The following is a 16709-nucleotide window of genomic DNA, read 5'->3' on the forward strand; positions in this document are numbered from 1 at the left end:
GCGAAAGCGGGGGTCCAGCGACGTCCGGCGATTTGGGCAAAGGCACTGGGTTCCCGCTTTCGCGGGAATGACGATCAAGGGTGGCGAGCTTGCTTCGCCGCCGAAACACACCAGAGAACACGACATGAGTTCCGCGACCGCTCTCCATCTCCACGAAGACCGCCTGTTCCCGTCCGACACCGTGCAGCGCGCCATCGCGCGCCGGCTGTACGGCGAAGTGGCCTGCCTGCCCATCGTCAGCCCGCACGGGCACACCGACCCGTCCTGGTTCGCCGGCAATGCGCCGTTCGCCAACGCGACCGAGCTGCTGCTGGTGCCGGACCATTACGTATTCCGCATGCTCTACAGCCAGGGCGTGTCGCTGGATGAAATCGGCATTCCGCGCGCCGACGGCTCCCGCGCCGATGTCGATCCGCGCGCGGCGTGGCGCGTGTTCGCGCGCAACTTCCATCTGTTCCGGGGCACGCCGTCGTCGATGTGGCTCAACCACGTCTTCCACGACGTGTTCGGTCTTCGCGAACGGCTCGGCGAAGGCACCGCCGATGCCTACTACGACCGCATCACCGAAGCGTTGCACACGCCGCAGTTCACGCCGCGCGCGTTGTTCGAGCGCTTCAACATCGAGGTGATCGCCACCACCGAATCGCCACTGGACCCGCTGGAGCATCACGCCACGATCCGCGACAGCGGCTGGAAGGGGCGCGTCATCACCGCCTACCGCCCCGACGCCGTGGTCGATCCCGAACACGAGCAGTTCCCGCACGCGCTGCGCGAGTTCGGCGCGCTGACCGGCGAAGACGTGTACAGCTGGGACGGCTACCTGCGCGCGCACCGCCAGCGCCGCGCGTTCTTCAAGCAGATGGGCGCCACCTCCACCGACCACGGCCACCCCACCGCCGCCACCGCCAACCTGCCGCCGGACGAGGCACGCAAGCTGTTCGACACCGTCGTGCGCGGTACGGCCACGCCGGCGCAGGCGGAGCTGTTCCGCGCGCAGGTGCTGACGCAGATGGCGGAGATGAGCCTGGACGACGGGCTGGTGATGCAGATCCATCCGGGCTGCTTCCGCAATCACAACGCGGGGCTGTTCGAGCGCTACGGCCGCGACAAGGGCGCCGACATCCCGCTGCGCACCGAGTACGTGCATGCGCTCAAGCCGCTGCTGGACCGCTTCGGCAACGACCCGCGCCTCACCGTCATCCTCTTCACGCTGGACGAAAGCACCTACAGCCGCGAGCTGGCGCCGCTGGCCGGCCACTATCCGACGCTGTTCCTCGGCCCGGCGTGGTGGTTCCACGATGCGCCCGAAGGCATGTGGCGCTTCCGCGAGCAGACGTTGGCCAGCGGCGGCTTCTACAACACCATCGGCTTCAACGACGACACGCGCGCGTTCCTGTCGATTCCGGCGCGCCACGATGTCGCGCGGCGCATCGACTGCGCGTTCCTCGCCAAGCTGGTGGCCGAGCACCGCATGGACGAGGACGAAGCGGTGGAAGTGGCGCGGGATCTGGCGTATCGGTTGCCGAAGCAGGCGTATCGGTTGTGATTGCCTGGACGTAGGCATCTGGAAGGGCCGTGTGATGCTGTCATTCCCGCGCAGGCGGGAATCCAACCATCCGGGCCCTCACAGTTGGATCCCCGCCTACGCGGGGATGACATCTTCAAGTGCGAGGGGCGCGAGTGCGGCCGATGACCAGCAAGTGTGTGAGGGGAATGCTGTGGGTGGCCTGTGCCGTGGTGTGGCTATGCGCTGCCGCGCCGACACTCGCGCAGCCGCCCCGCGAACGCATCCGCCTCGACACCGACTGGCGCTTCCACAAGGGCGACCCCGCCGGCACCACCGGCCTGGACTACGACGTGCGCCCCACCGTGGAGAAGAGCGCCGACGGCAAGGACGCCGACGCGCGTCCGGATGAAGCCGCGAAGGTGCACACGCGTGGCGAGCGCGTGCTCAAGCCGTGGATTCTGTCCACCGCAAATGCGTTGATCCGTGATCCTGCGCTGCGCCACGTCCGCCCTGCCGGCGATCCCGGCAGCGAAGTGAGCTACGTGCAGGCGCGGTTCGACGACAGCGCCTGGCCGCGCGTCACGCTGCCGCACGACTGGGCCATCGCCGGTCCGTTCCTCAAGGACGGCCCGTACGGCGGCATGGGCCGGCTGCAGACCTGGGGCCCGGTCTGGTACCGCCGCACGCTCGACATTCCCGTCAGCGACAAGGGCCGTTCGATCTTCCTCGATGTCGACGGCGCGATGTCGTACGCGACGGTGTGGCTCAACGGCCGTCTCGTCGGCGGCTGGCCGTACGGCTACAACGGCTGGCGCGTGGATCTCACGCCTTACGTTGTTCCCGGTGGCACCAACCAGCTCGCGATCCGCCTCGACAACCCACCCGATTCGGCGCGCTGGTACCCCGGCGCCGGGCTCTATCGCGATGTCTGGCTGGTGAAGAACGATCCGGTGCATGTCGCGCACTGGGGCACGCGCGTGACCACGCCGCAGGTGTCGACGGAACGCGCGACGATCGCGCTGGACGTGGCCGTCGACAACGATTCCGACGCCGCCGTCGACGTGGCGGTGAGCACCGACGTGTTCGCGCTCGACGCCGACGGCACGAAGACCGGCCGCGCCGTCGCGTGCATCGACGGCGGTCGCGCGCGCATCGCGGCGAAGTCCGGCGCCACGCTGTCCGGCAACACCGCCCTTGCCCGCCCGCGCCTGTGGGGCCCGCCGCCGACGCAGCAGCCGCACCGCTACGTCGCCGTCACCACGGTCACGCGCGATGGCCGCATTGTGGATCGCGTGGACACGCCGTTCGGCATCCGCACGATCCGCTTCGACGCCAACGAAGGCCTGTCCGTCAACGGCGAGCGCATCGTCATCCGCGGCGTGAACAACCATCACGACCTCGGCGCGCTCGGCGCGGCGTTCAACCTGCGCGCGGCGCAGCGCCAGCTGGAAATCCTGCGCGACATGGGCGCCAACGCCATCCGCATGGCGCACAACCCGCCCGCGCCGGAATTGCTGGAACTCACCGATCGCATGGGGCTTCTCGTCATCGACGAGGTGTTCGATTCCTGGGAGCGCAAGAAGACGCCGCTGGACTTCCACCTCGTCTTCCCCGACTGGCACGAGCCCGACCTGCGCGCGCTGCTGCGCCGCGACCGCAACCATCCCTCCATCGTGGCGTGGAGCGTGGGCAACGAAGTCGGCGAGCAGTACACGGGCGAACCCGGCGCGGCCATCGCGAAACGCCTGCACGCCATCGCACGCGAGGAAGACCCCACGCGGCCGACGATCAACGCGATGAACTGGGCCAAGCCCGACATGCCGCTGCCCGGCGCGCTGGACCTCATCGGCCTGAATTACCAGGGGGAAGGCATCCGCCAGGAGCCCGAGTTCGAAGGCACGCAGCGCATCCGCACGCCGCCGCAGTACGACGCCTTCCACGCGGCGTTCCCCGACAAGGCCATCGTCAGCACCGAAACCGCCTCCGCGCTGAGCAGCCGCGGCGTCTACCTGTTCCCGGTGACGCAGGCGTCGAGCGCGCCGGTGCGCGACGGGCGCGGCGGCGACTCGACGATCCGCCAGGTCAGCGCGTACGAACTGCACGCGGTGGATTTCGGTTCCAGCGCCGACAAGGTGTTCGCCAGCCTCGACCGGCATCCGTTCGTCGCCGGCGAGTTCGTGTGGACGGGCTTCGATTACCTCGGCGAGCCGACACCGTATTACGACTCGCGCAGTTCGTACTCCGGCATCGTCGATCTGGCCGGCTTCCCGAAGGATCGCTACTACCTCTACCAGGCGCGTTGGCGTCCGGACCTGCCGATGGCGCACCTGCTGCCGCACTGGACGTGGCCCGGACGCGAAGGCCAGGTGACGCCGGTGCACGTGTTCACTTCCGGCGACGAAGCCGAGCTGTTCGTCAATGGCGTGTCGCAGGGTCGGAAGAAGAAGGCGCCGTTCGAATACCGCCTTCGCTGGGACGAGGTGGTGTACCGGCCCGGCGAGCTGCGCGTGCAGGCGTACAAGGCCGGCAAGCCGTGGGCGAAGGAAACCGTGCGCACGGCCGGCGCGGCGACACGACTCGACGCGCGCGCCGATCGCCGCACGATCGCCGCCGACGGCCGCGACCTGTCCTTCATCACCGTGCGCGTGCTCGACCGCGATGGACGCTCCGTGCCGATTGCCGATCAACGCATTCGCTTCCGTGTGGAAGGCGCGGGCGAACTCGTCGCCACCGACAACGGCGATCCAACCGACATGGATGCCTTCCCCTCGCATGAGCGCGATGCGTTCAGCGGCCTGGCGCTGGCGATCGTGCGCGCGGTGCCGGGACGCTCCGGCGCGATCACCGTCCACGCCGAGGCCGACGCGCTGCAATCGGCACGCATCGAACTGACTTCACGGGAACAACCATGAAACTGCACCATCCCCTCCAACGCGCGTCCTTCGGCATGCTCGTGTTGAGCACGCTGGCGCTGGCCATGTCCGCGTGGTCGAAGGAACCGGCCACGCAACTGCAGAAAGCCTACGCCAACGATTTCCGCCTCGGCGTGGCGGTGAACGACGACATCGTCAGCGGCCGCGACGCGGCCTCGCAGGCGTTGGTGGTCAAGCACTTCAACGCCATCACCGCCGAGAACGTGATGAAGGCCGAGGTCGTCAACCCGAAGCCCGGCATGTACGACTTCGCCGCCGCCGATACCTTCGTCGACTTCGGCCACAAGCACGGCATGTACGTCATCGGCCACACGCTGGTCTGGCACAACCAGACGCCGGAGTGGTTCTTCCGCGACGCGAAGGGCCAGCCGAACACGCGGCAGGCGCAGATCGAGGTGATGCGCGCGTACATCGAGAAGGTGGCCGGCCGCTACAAGGGCCGTGTCGATGCGTGGGACGTGGTCAACGAGGTCATCGACGAGGACGGCAGCTACCGCGATACGACCTGGGTGCGCGCCGTCGGTGATGGCGACGAGCTGGTGAAGCACGCGTTCGAGTTCGCGCATCGCTACGCGCCCGACGCGCAGCTGTACTACAACGACTTCAACACCTGGCGACCGGAGAAGCGCGACGGCATCGTGCGCATGGTGAAGCAGTTGCAGGCGGCCGGCGTGCGCATCGACGGCATCGGCATGCAGGGTCACTGGGGCCTGAACTACCCGTCGCTTGCGGACATCGAAGCGGCCATCGACGCCTACGCCGCACTCGGCGTGAAGGTGATGATCACCGAGCTGGACGTGGACGTGCTGCCGCTTACGCGCGAAGGGCAGGTCATCGGCACGGTGATGGCGCACAAGCAGTTCCAGCTGCCCGAGTTCAAGCGCTACCTGGACCCGTACCGCGACGGTTTGCCGCCGATGGTGCAGCAGCAACTGGCGAACCGTTACGCCGAGCTGTTCGCGCTGTTCCACCGCAAGCGCGACGTGATCGACCGCGTCAGCCTGTGGGGCGTGCACGACGGCATGTCGTGGAAGAACGACTATCCGGTGCCGGGGCGCATCAACTACCCGCTGTTGTTCGATCGCGATCGCCAGCCGAAACCTGCACTGGACGCGGTGCTGCGGGTGCCCGCACCGTAGCCGTAGCCCGGGTAAGGCCAAAGGCCGCACCCGGGGTACCCTCACCGCAAGCGCCTCCCCGGGTGCGCTTCGCTTACCCGGGCTACTGCCGATCCTTACGAGGAACCGCACCATGCCGCATGCCGTTCGCATCACCGCGCTGTTGCTGTCGTGCTCACTCCTTGCCGCTTGTGCGTCGCCGCACGAAGCGACGCCACGCTACGAGGCGGTGGGTCGCATCAAGGCGTTCGACCCGGCCTTCCATGCACTGGTGCCGAAGGACGCGCGGATCGAAAAGATCGCCGAAGGCTTCGAATGGTCCGAAGGCCCGGCGTGGATCGCCAACGGCGACTACCTGCTGTTCAACGACGTGCCGGCCAACACGATGCACCGCTGGTCCGCGCGCGATGGCGCGTCGGTGTTCCTCGAACCCTCCGGCTACGACGGCACCGATCTGTCCGGCCTGCGCGAGGCCGGTGCGAACGGGCTGGAAGCCGAACCGGGCGGCACGGTGCTGCTGGCCGATTCGGGCTCGCGGCTGATCGCGCGCTTCAACCCGACGGACAAGACCCGGACGACGCTGGCGGCGACCTTCGAAGGCAAGCGCTTCAACAGCCCCAACGACATCGCGCGCCGCAGCGACGGCACGGTGTTCTTCACCGACCCGCCATACGGACTGAAGGGCATCGACGAATCGCCGCTGAAGGAGCAGCCGGTGAACGGCGTCTATCGCCTGGATGCGGACGGTTCCGTGCACCTGATCGAAGGCGCGCTGAAGTTTCCCAACGGCGTGGCGCTGTCGCCGGACGAGCGCACGTTGTACGTCGCCAATTCCGACCGCGCGCATCCGGTGTGGATGGCGTACGCGATCGACGCGAAGGGCGAGGTGCGCGACCGCCGCGTGCTGGCCGATGCGTCCGACCTGGCGGCCGCTGCGGAGGGTGCGCCGGATGGGTTGTGCGTTTCGCGCGACGGTCATCTGTTCGCCAGCGCCCCGGGCGGGTTGCTGGTGATGGACGCGAACGGCAAGCGATTGGGGATGATCGAGACCGGCGCGCGCGTGTCCAACTGCGCCTTCGGCGACGACGGGCGCACGCTGTACCTCACCTCGCACACGTTCGTGGCGCGGGTGCGGGTGACGGCGGTGGGGGCGGGGTTCGGCCCGTAGGATCGTCCGACCTCGCGTTCCTGCTCGCGGTCGCCCGGTAAGCCAAGCGCACTCCCTGCTTGCAGAGGGAGGGGCAAGAGCCGAGGCGAAAAGCAAAAGCTCGAGTAGCCCGGGTAAGCGAAGCGCACCCGGGGTCCCGCACGCATCACCCGGGTGCGGCCTGCGGCCTTACCCGGGCTACGACGCGGCAGAGGGAGGGGCAAGAGCCGAGGCGAAAAGCAAAAGCTCGCGTAGCCCGGGTAAGCGAAGCGCACCCGGGGTCCCGCACGCATCACCCGGGTGCGGCCTGCGGCCTTACCCGGGCTACGACGCGGCGCAGGCAACTCCCTCCCCTGCTTGCAGGGGGAGGAGCAAAACCGCCACCGCCCAGAACTGCCACCGCCAAATAAAACGGGCCACGCGATCCGGAGGGAGTGCGATCGCGCGGCCCCAAAACCTGCGCTGGTGCCCTATGCGTCCGCCAGCGCCCTCGCGACCGCGTCGGGCGAACCGTCACCGAGCGCCGCGTACGCCGCGCACAACCCCTCGACGAACCGCGCGTCCTCCGACAGCGACGCGAACACCGCATCCAGTTGCAGGAACGCCGCAACGTCATGCACCGCATCGCCGTTGGTGGCGAGGCCGACCGCCGACAGCGCCTCGTTCATCGGATCCACCAGCGCCACGCCCGCGTTCGCCTGGCGACGCACGAAGCGCAACCAGCCCGCCACCGGCAGGCACAGGCGGTCGATCGGACGCCCCGCCTCCAGCGCGTCGGCGATCGTGCCCAGCAACCGCACCGGGATCTTCTGTGAGCCGTCCCAGGCGATCTGCGCCAACTTGTGCTGGATCGCCGGATTGCGGAAGCGCGCCAGAATGTCGCCCGCATAACGCTGCGCGTCGAAGCCGCGCGGCGCGGCGACGTTCGGTGCGATCGCCTCGCGCATCAGCCGCTCGACGAAACCGGCCAGCACCGGCGTGGCCATCGCCTGCGCGACGGTCTCGATGCCCATCAGCGAACCCAGGTACGCCAGCGCCGAATGCGGTGCGTTGAGCAGCCGCAGCTTGGCCTTGTCGTAGCCGGCGATCTCGTTGCTCATCGTCACGCCCGCGCGCTCCAGCGGCGGGCGGCCGTTGCAGAACGCGTCCTCGACCACCCACTGCGTGTAGGCCTCGCGCTGCACGGGCCAGGCATCGGTGCAGCCCAGTTCCGCCGCGACGCGCGCGCGCACCGGCTCGTCAGTGGCCGGCGTGATGCTGTCCACCATCGAACGCGGGAAAGCGCCGTTCTCCGCGATCCAGCATGCGAGGTCGCGGTCCAGTCGCTGCGCGAAGGCCACCACCGCGCGACGCAGCTTGCCGCCGTTGTCGGGCAGGTTGTCGCAGCTGAGCACGGTGTACGGCGGCAGTCGCTGCGCCTTGCGACGACGCAGGCCTTCGACGAGGTAGCCGATCGCACTGACCGGCGTGTCGGGGTAGATCAGGTCGTGCGCGATGTCCGGGTGGCCGAAGTCGAGTTCGTTGCCCGAGAGGCAGTAACCCTTCTCGGTGATCGTCAGCGTCACCAGGCGCACGCCGGGGTCGGCGAGTCGATCGAGCACGAGCGCCCCCTGCTCGCGTGCGGCCAGCACTTCGCGCAGCGCGCCGATCACGCGCAGGCGCGGCTGTTCGCCCAGCAGCGCGAGCGTGTACAGGCCGTCCTGCGGCGCCAGCGCGTCGCGCACGTCGCGGCTGTTGAGCGAGACACCGCAGATGGCCCAGTGCGGGTCGTGCGCGAGCATGTCGTCCACGTACACCGCCTGGTGCGCGCGATGGAATGCGCCGACGCCGAGGTGGACGATGCCGATGGTGGCGGCGGCGCGGTCGTAGGCGGGACGCTGGATGGCGTGCGGAAGGTGCTCGAGAGTGGTGTTGCTGAGGCGTTGCATCGGGAATTCGGTCTTCGTCGTTTCGGGTGGTTCGGGTGCGTTGGTGGTGTTGCTGTTGCTGTTGCTGTTGCTGCTGTTCTTTTCTGTCGTCATTCCCGCGAAAGCGGGAATCCAGTGACCTCCCTCGACCGCCAAGGCGCTGGATCCCCGCTTTCGCGGGGATGACGGACTGTCAGACGGGGCCCGAGAGCCCCGCCCGCGCAGGTCTTACTTCGTTACCGTCAACGTCTTCCTCGCACGGATATCCGCGCTGGAAGCGCCCACCTGCACCTCATACGCCCCCGGATCGACGGCGTACGCCTTGCGCGCCTCGTCCCAGGTGCGCAGGTCGTTGGCCGGCGTGATCGTGAAGCTCACCTCACGCGATTCGCCCGGTTGCAGGTGCACGCGCTGGAAGCCGCGCAGCTCCTTGCCCGCGCGCTCGCGCTGCGGCTTGAGCGGATGCAGGTACAGCTGCACCACCTCGTCGCCGGCGCGCGTGCCGGTGTTCTTCACGTTGAATGACACCTTCACCGGCTGCGTCGCATCCGCGCGTGCGCGATCCAGGCGCAGGCCGTCGTAGGCGAACGTCGTGTACGACAGGCCATGCCCGAACGGATACAGCGGCTCGCCCTCGAAATAGCGGTACGTGCGGCCGCGCATCGCGTAGTCGTCGAACGCGGGCAGCTTCTCGTCGCCCTTGTAGAACGTCACCGGCAGGCGCCCGGCGGGGTTGGCATCGCCGAACAGCACATCGGCCACGGCGTCGCCGCCGCGCTGTCCCGGATACCAGGCCACCACAATCGCCGGCAGGTTCTGCTTGGCCCAGTCCACCGCGATCGCCGAACCCGTGGTCAGCACCAGCACCACCGGCTTGCCCGTGGCGTGCAGCGCTTCAAGCAGCTTGCGCTGCGTTTCGGGCAGGCGGATGTCGGTGCGGTCGCCGCCGGCGAAGCCGGGGTAGTTCACCGTCATCTCTTCGCCTTCGACGTCGCCGGTGAGGCCGCCGACGAAGATCACCACGTCGGAGTCGCGCGCGGCCTGCACGGCTTCCTCGAACGGCGGCTTCGCGCCGGGCATGCGCCACGCCAGGCGCACGCCGGCGTCGCGTTCGCGCTCGTAATACTCCAGGCGGATGTCGTAGGCGCGACCGCCTTGCAGTTCGACCGTCGCGTGTTCGGCGTGCAGGCGGTCGGTGTTCTCCCAGTGGTCGATTATCCGCTTGCCGTCCAGGTACAGGCGGAAGCCGTCGTTGCCGGACGCTTCGATCGTGTAGCTGCCGCTCACCGGCGGCAGCAGCTGGCCGGTCCAGCGGATGCTGAAGTCGTCCGCCGGCACGTCCTGCCCGCCCTGCGCTTCGCCGCGCGCCATCAGGTTGTCGGTGGGCGAACCGCGGTCCCAGCGGTAACCGATCTGCGAATCCACGCGCACCAGCACCGGCTTGCCGGTGAGATCGCGGTTGCGGAAGTACTCGCCGCGCAGGCCGCGTTCGGTCGAGCCCGCCGAGGGGCGCAGGTACTGCGGTTCGATCAGCGGCGTCGCGGCGGGATCGTCGCGGCCTTCCACCAGGTCGACGCCGCGCGCGTGCACCACCTGCGCATTCGGCGCCGCCTCGCGGATGCCTTGCAGGATCGTCACCGGCGCGGCCGGCGTGCCGTAGTAATTGCCCAGCAGCGCCATCGTGTCGTCGGCGGTGGGGCCGACGACGGCGATGCGCCTGATGTCGCGCGACAGCGGAAGGATGCCGTCGTTCTTCAGCAGGACGATCGACTCCTGCGCGACCTTGCGCGAGAGCGCATCGTGCGCCGGCGACTGGTTCACCGAGTACGGAATGCCCGCCCAGCGCACCTGCGACGGCGGATCGAACATGCCCAGGCGCATGCGCGCGGTGAACAGCTGCGTGAGCGCGGCATCGATCTCCGCTTCCGGGATCAGGCCCTTGCGCACCGCGACCGGCAGCGAGGGCATGTACGTGTCGCCGCAATCCAGCTGCGTGCCGTTCTTCACCGCGAGTGCGGCGGCTTCCTCGGGCGTGGCGACGATCTTGTGGTGCTTCCAGATGTCCACGATCGCCCAGCAGTCGGACACGACGTAGCCCTTGAAGCCCCATTCCTCGCGCAGCACGTCGCGCAGCAGGAACTTGCTGGCACTGGCCGATTCGCCGTACACGCGGTTGTAGGCGCCCATCACCGCATCGACATCGCCCTCCTTCACCAGTGCTTCGAACGCGGGCAGGTAGGTCTCGCGCAGGTCGCGCTGCGTGGGCTTGGCGTCGAAGGTGTGGCGGTCGGCCTCCGGGCCGCTGTGCACGGCGAAGTGCTTGGCGGTGGCGTCGAGCTTGCGGTACTTCGGATCATCGCCCTGCAACCCCTTCACGAAGGCCACGCCCATGCGAGACGTCAGGTACGGGTCTTCGCCGTAGGTTTCCTGCCCGCGGCCCCAGCGCGGGTCGCGGAAGATGTTGATGTTCGGCGACCAGAACGTGAGGCCCTGGTAGCGGCCGCGCTGATCGTGGCGGGCGAACTCGTGGTGCTTGGCGCGCGCTTCGTCGCTGATGACATCGGCGGTCTTCGCCATCAGCGGCACGTCGAACGTCGCCGCCATGCCGATGGCCTGCGGGAATACCGTGGCACCGCCCGCGCGTGCGACGCCGTGCAGCGCTTCGTTCCACCAGTCGTAGGCGGGCACGCCCAGGCGCTCGATGGCCGGCGCGGCGTTCTGCATCTGCGCAGCCTTCTCTTCCAGCGTCATCTGCGAGACGAGGCTGGCGGCGCGTTGCTCGAAACTTTGGCTGGTGTCGAGCCAGGGGCGCTTGGCGGGGTCGGCCGCGTGCGCGCAGAAGGTCTGCACGCACAGCACCAGCAGTGCCGTCGTGAGCAGCCCGCGCTTGCGCGATATTGCGCGCGCCCTGCCCTCACCGTCATCCCCGCGAAAGCGGGGATCCAGCGTCGTGGAAGCACCGTGCGAGCCGGAAGGCGCTGGGTTCCCGCTTTCGCGGGAACGACGGAGTCGGGCTGCCGAGCCAAACGTAACGTTCGCGAACTCCATTGCGATCACTCCTCACTGTTCCTGCGTGATACGTGCATACGGCCCCACCGTCGCTCCGATGAAGCCACCCGCGACATCGGTGCTCAGCACCGTGCCGTCCACGTCCTGCTCCGACCACTGCCAACCGCTGCCGATGTCGTAGGCGAAGGCGTACTGGCCGCCGTCGCCCTGGACCTTCAGCGTGATGTTCTTCGCCTTCGCCGGCAGCGTCGTCGTCGCCAGCGTCGTCGTCGCCTCGCCCTGTCGCTTGCGCAGCGTCAGTTGCACGCCGTCGCGCGTGCGCTGGACCGTGTACGCGAACCAGTGCTTCTCGTTCTGGAAGGCGGCCATTCCGGCCTCGGTGCCGCCGGCCGCTGGAATCGCCAGCGCGGTGCTCGCCTCGAACGCGACGTGCTGCTGTCGACGCGCGAGGAACGAAGGATTGCGCAACGTGTCCAGGCCCTCGGCCAGCGGCTGGATCGACAGTTTCCCGGCGTGCGAGCGCAGATCCGCCCATGCCTGCTTCGGCACGCGTGCGAACAGCCATGCGGTGTCGAGCGTGGGTTTGTCGAACTCATCGCGCCAGGTGAAGTTGCCGCTCAGCGGCGCCTGCGTGGCGTCGCGCTGCATGAACGAGGGACCGTCGACGACCTGCGGAATGCGCGTGCCGTGCGCCAGAATCGTCGGCCAGCCGTCCTTCCACGTCACCGGCAGCAGGTAGGTTTCGCGGCCGGTGTTGTAGTGCGTGACGCCGTAATTGCGGCTGCCGAGGAACACGGCCCACCAGGTGCCATCGGTGGCTTCGACGATGTCGGCATGACCCGCGTTGGTGATCGGATCCGGACGGTCGTCAGGGAGATCGCGCTGCGTGAGGATCGGGTTGTGTTCGTACGGCGTGTACGGCCCCCAGATCGAGCGGCTGCGCGCGACCACCTGCGAATGCTGCGGCCCGGTGCCGTCCTCGGCGCAGACGAGGTAGTACCAGCCGTCGCGTTTGTGCAGGTGCGGGCCTTCGATCCAGATCGGCTTTTCCGACAGGTCCATGCCGCCGTTGATGAGCACCTTGCGCGGGCCGATGGGTTGGAGCGTGTCGGGCGCCAGTTCCGTCATCCAGATCGCGCGGTGGCCTTCGTACAGCGGCTTGCCTTCGGGCGCGTCGTTGTTGATCAGGTAGATCTTGCCGTCATCGAAGAACAGCGCCGGGTCGATGCCGTCGATGCTCTTCAGCCAGATCGGGTCCGACCACGGGCCAGCGGGGTTCTTCGCGGTGGCGATGAAGTTGCCGCCCGCGTCCACCGACGTGTTCAACACGTAGAACGTGCCGTCGTGGTACTCGATGGTCGGTGCGAACACGCCGCGCGACATGCCCAGACCATCGAAGTCGAGCTGCGACGGCCGGTCGATGACGTTGCCGACCTGCGTCCAGTGCACCAGATCCCGGCTTTCGAACACCGGAATGCCGGGGTAGTAGGTGAACGTCGAGTTGACCAGGTAGTAGCGATCGCCCGCGCGCGTGATGCTGGGATCGGGATAGAAGCCGGTGAGGATCGGGTTGCGGTACTGACCCGGTTTCAGCGGTTGCTCGAGCGTCGCGTCGTGGCCCTTGTACTCGAACCAGTCGAAGAGGACGGGTTCGGCGGCGTGGGCCGATGTCATGCCCACGGCGCCGAGCAGCAGCGCCGCGATCCATGCCGACGCGCGCGCCGCCTTCCTGCTGTCGTTCCCGCGAAGGCGGGAACCCAACTGTCCGCTCCGATTCCGGCTGACGGAATGCGTGATGCCGTCAGCGTTGGATCCCCGCCTGCGCGGGGATGACAGCTGCTGGAGAAGACCGCGTCCTGGTCGCATCATCGCATCACCAATCCCACATCGCGCCGTCTTCCAGCCGCGCGATCGGCAGCTGCTTGGGCGCGTATGGATACTTCGCGGCGAGCTTCTCGTCGATGTCCACGCCATGACCCGGCGTATCGCCGACATGCAGGCGGCCATCGCGGAACGTGTAATCGTGCGGAAAGACATCGTTGGTCTCCTGCGAGTGGAACATCCATTCCTGGATGCCGAAGTTCGGTACCCACGTATCGAAGTGCAGCGCCGCGCCCATGCACACCGGCGACAGGTCGGTGGCGCCGTGGAAGCCGGTGCGCACCGCGTGCAGCGCGGCGAAGTCGGCGATGCGGCGCACGTGCGTGATGCCGCCGCCGTGCACGATGGTCGTGCGGATGTAGTCGATGAGCTGGTTCTCGATCAGGTGCTTGCAGTCCCAGATCGAATTGAACACCTCGCCCACCGCCAGCGGCGTGACCGAGTGCTTGCGGATCAGTTCGAAGCCCTTCTGGTTTTCGGCCGGCGTGGCGTCTTCCAGCCAGAACAGGCGGAAGGGTTCCAGATCGCGTGCAAGGCGTGCGGCTTCGATCGGCGTGAGGCGGTGGTGCACGTCGTGCAGCAGCTCGACGTCGTCACCGTGGTCGGCGCGCAGGCGTTCGAACAGCTTCGGCGCGACGTTGAGGTACTTTGGCGTGTTCCACACGGTTTCGGCCGGCAGCTCGCTTTCGGCCGGCTCATACGGCTTGCCGCCGGTGGAGATGCCGTAGGCCTTCTTCACGCCCGGCACGCCGCACTGCGCGCGCACGGCGAGGAAGCCCTTCTCTATGTACTTGCCGACTTCGTCGCTGGCCTCTTCGATGTCGCGACCGTTGGCGTGACCGTACACCAGCGCGCCTTCGCGCGAGCGGCCGCCGAGCAGCTGGTACAGCGGCAGTCCCGACATCTTGCCCAGGATGTCCCACAGCGCGACGTCGACGGCCGCGATCGCGGTCATCGTCACCGGGCCGCGGCGCCAGTACGCGCCGCGATGGAAGAACTGCCAGATGTCCTCGATGCGGCCCGCATCGCGGCCGATCAGGTTCGGCACGAGGTGGTCCTGCAAATACGAGGCGACGGCGAGTTCGCGGCCGTTGAGCGTGGCATCGCCCAGGCCGGTGATGCCAGAACGCGTGGTGATCTTCAGCGTGACGAAGTTGCGGCCCGGGCAGGTGACGATGACCTTTGCGTCGACGATCTCGCGATCGCGTGCGGAGCCGTGGCGGTTTTCGGTGGTGGCGGTATTCATCGTGCGTGATCGTCGGTGGAGGCGGTGGGGATGGCGATTTCGAAAGGTCCGGCCGGCAGGTTGGCGCCGTCGAACAGCGTGCATACGGGGTTGTCGCCCCAGCAGTAGCGCACGCGCGTGGCCTGGTGCGCGTCGGGCGTGCGCAGCGTGACGGCGGTGCCGCGCACGCTGGCGCTGGCGAAACGGCAGGTGTCGGGCTGCGCGCCGCACAGCTCGAAACCCAGCGCGCCGTCGCCGCCGAACGCGGTCAGCGCACCGTCCACGTCGGCGAAGGTGACGACGACGCCGTCGTCCACGCGACGTGCCGCCTGCGGAATCGGGCCTGACGGTGCCAGCTTCTCGCCGTACACCACGTGACGCGCCGCGCGCGCGAGGCGGCGGCCGAGTTCCTGCTTGTTCGACGGATGGATGTCGTAGCGATCGCCGATGTCGATGGCGACGACGAGGCCGCTATGCGCATCGGCGTCGGCGACGTGTCGCTGCGATTCGCGCAGCTGCGCCCAGCCGCTCTCGGCCGGCGCACTCTTGGGCATGCCGTAACCGGCGAGCTGCACGATCAGGAACGGGGTCTGCGCGCCGAAGCGCGAACGCCAGTCCTCGCGCAGCACGCCCAGCAGGTCGCGATAACGCTGCGCCTCGAAGGTGTTGGACTCGCCCTGGTACCAGAGCATGCCGCGCAGGTTGTAGGGGCCCAGCGGCGCGATCATGCCGTTGTAGAGCGTGGACAGGCCGGCGGCGGTCTGCCATGGCGCGCGCGGCGGCGTGTCGCTGCCGTCGACCTTGCGGTACTTCCACGCGTTGGCGAGCGGTGCGGTGGTGCCGTCCTTGAAGCGCACCAGGTTCGCCGACGCCGGGCCGGACAGCCCGCCGTCGCGGTAGGTGTCGAGCACGTTGACGACGACGGTGTTCTCGCCTTCTTTAAGCAGGCCCGGCGGCAGCGCGTACTCGCGGCCGCTGCCGGCGCCGTAAGTGCTGCCGACGGCAACGCCGTTCACCCACGTCATGTCCACTTCATCGGCAGGCGCGAGTGCGAGCACCGCCTCCTGCTTCGCCTGCGCCGCGGTGAGCTTGACCGTGGTGCGGTACCAGACCATGCCGTCGAATGCGGCCAGCTCCGGCACGCCCCACTTCTCCCACGCGCCCAGCTCGCGCGGCGCGGTGCGCCAGTCCTTGCCCGGTGCGTAGGTCGCGCTCCACGGCTCGTCGCCGGGCTTCGCTCCGACGCGCGCGTTCCACCAGCGCGTCCACACGTCGCCCCAGCGACCGATCGCGCCGACCTCATCGGTGGCGTACTGCGCGAGCACGTCGAGCTCGTCGTTGTAGTAGCCGGTCTTGCGCAGCGCATCCCCGCTGGTCCACGCCTGGATGCGCGATCCGCCCCAGGCCGCGTTGATCAGGCCCATCGGCACATCGACGGTCTTCTGCAACTCGCGCGCGAAGTAGTAACAAGCGGCGGAGAAGTCGCGGATCGTGTCGGAGTTGGTGGCGGTCCACTTCACCGGCGTGGCGAAGGTGTCCTGCGGGGTGACCGCGCCGTTCTGCGGCACGGTGAGCAGGCGGATGCGATCGCTCGATGCGCCGGCGATTTCCGCGCGTGCATCCAGCGTGCGCCACACCTGCAACTCCATGTTCGACTGGCCCGAGCACAGCCAGACATCACCGACGAGCACGTCACCAACTGTCTGCGTCGCGCCGCCCGCACTGGCCGTGAGGGTGTAGGGGCCGCCGGCTTTCATCGCCGGCAACGCGGCGCTCCATCGGCCATCGGCATCGGCGCGGCCGACGGCGCGATTGCCTGCGAAGACGACGCGCACCTGCTCGCCCGGTGCGGCGCGGCCGAAGATGCGGATCGGTTGGCCGCGCTGCAACACGGCGTGATCCTGGAACATCGTGTGCAGCAGCGGCGCGCTGTCGGCTGCGCTGGCGACGAATGCAGCGGCGGTCATCGCCACGCCGCACAG

At 68.4% G+C, this 16709-nt stretch carries 9 protein-coding genes; 4 read left to right on the forward strand and 5 right to left on the reverse strand.

Annotated elements, in window-relative coordinates; genetic code table 11:
* Positions 1 to 124 precede the first annotated feature (124 nt).
* The 4 genes from uxaC to JI752_RS06720 all read left to right on the forward strand — a co-directional run bounded on the left by uxaC (position 125) and on the right by JI752_RS06720 (position 6726).
* Positions 125 to 1546: a glucuronate isomerase gene (gene uxaC / locus JI752_RS06705; protein ID WP_216961025.1), complete on the forward strand. Its 1422-nt coding sequence runs from the start codon at positions 125 to 127 to the stop codon at positions 1544 to 1546.
* 167 nt (positions 1547 to 1713) lie between these two features.
* The gene (galB, locus tag JI752_RS06710; RefSeq protein ID WP_254200443.1) at positions 1714 to 4419 is read left to right on the forward strand and encodes a beta-galactosidase GalB; all 2706 of its coding nucleotides are present in this window, start codon (positions 1714 to 1716) and stop codon (positions 4417 to 4419) included.
* A 65-nt stretch (positions 4420 to 4484) separates the two neighbouring features.
* Positions 4485 to 5579, forward strand: coding sequence for an endo-1,4-beta-xylanase (locus JI752_RS06715; RefSeq protein ID WP_254200445.1), 1095 nt, complete (start codon positions 4485 to 4487; stop codon positions 5577 to 5579).
* A 112-nt stretch (positions 5580 to 5691) separates the two neighbouring features.
* Positions 5692 to 6726: an SMP-30/gluconolactonase/LRE family protein gene (locus JI752_RS06720; protein WP_216961030.1), complete on the forward strand. Its 1035-nt coding sequence runs from the start codon at positions 5692 to 5694 to the stop codon at positions 6724 to 6726.
* A gap of 449 nt (positions 6727 to 7175) precedes the next feature.
* Here the strand turns inward: JI752_RS06720 and JI752_RS06725 are convergent, their stop codons facing one another.
* The 5 genes from JI752_RS06725 to JI752_RS06745 all read right to left on the reverse strand — a co-directional run bounded on the left by JI752_RS06725 (position 7176) and on the right by JI752_RS06745 (position 16694).
* Positions 7176 to 8633: a mannitol dehydrogenase family protein gene (locus tag JI752_RS06725; RefSeq protein WP_216961858.1), complete on the reverse strand. Its 1458-nt coding sequence runs from the start codon at positions 8631 to 8633 to the stop codon at positions 7176 to 7178.
* A gap of 207 nt (positions 8634 to 8840) precedes the next feature.
* Positions 8841 to 11462: a glycoside hydrolase family 3 C-terminal domain-containing protein gene (locus JI752_RS06730; RefSeq protein WP_345777326.1), complete on the reverse strand. Its 2622-nt coding sequence runs from the start codon at positions 11460 to 11462 to the stop codon at positions 8841 to 8843.
* Positions 11463 to 11672: 210 nt separating this feature from the next.
* Positions 11673 to 13295: a glycoside hydrolase family 43 protein gene (locus tag JI752_RS06735; RefSeq protein WP_254200447.1), complete on the reverse strand. Its 1623-nt coding sequence runs from the start codon at positions 13293 to 13295 to the stop codon at positions 11673 to 11675.
* Positions 13296 to 13494: 199 nt separating this feature from the next.
* Positions 13495 to 14748 (reverse strand): D-mannonate dehydratase ManD, encoded by a 1254-nt coding sequence (manD, locus tag JI752_RS06740; protein ID WP_216961034.1) that lies wholly within the window; start codon positions 14746 to 14748, stop codon positions 13495 to 13497.
* Positions 14745 to 16694 (reverse strand): sialate O-acetylesterase, encoded by a 1950-nt coding sequence (locus JI752_RS06745; protein ID WP_216961863.1) that lies wholly within the window; start codon positions 16692 to 16694, stop codon positions 14745 to 14747. The genes manD and JI752_RS06745 overlap by 4 nt, the downstream gene beginning before the upstream one ends.
* Between the last annotated feature and the right edge of the window lie 15 nt (positions 16695 to 16709).

The sequence above is a fragment of the Lysobacter sp. MMG2 genome (assembly GCF_016735495.2).
GTDB lineage: Bacteria > Pseudomonadota > Gammaproteobacteria > Xanthomonadales > Xanthomonadaceae > Lysobacter_J.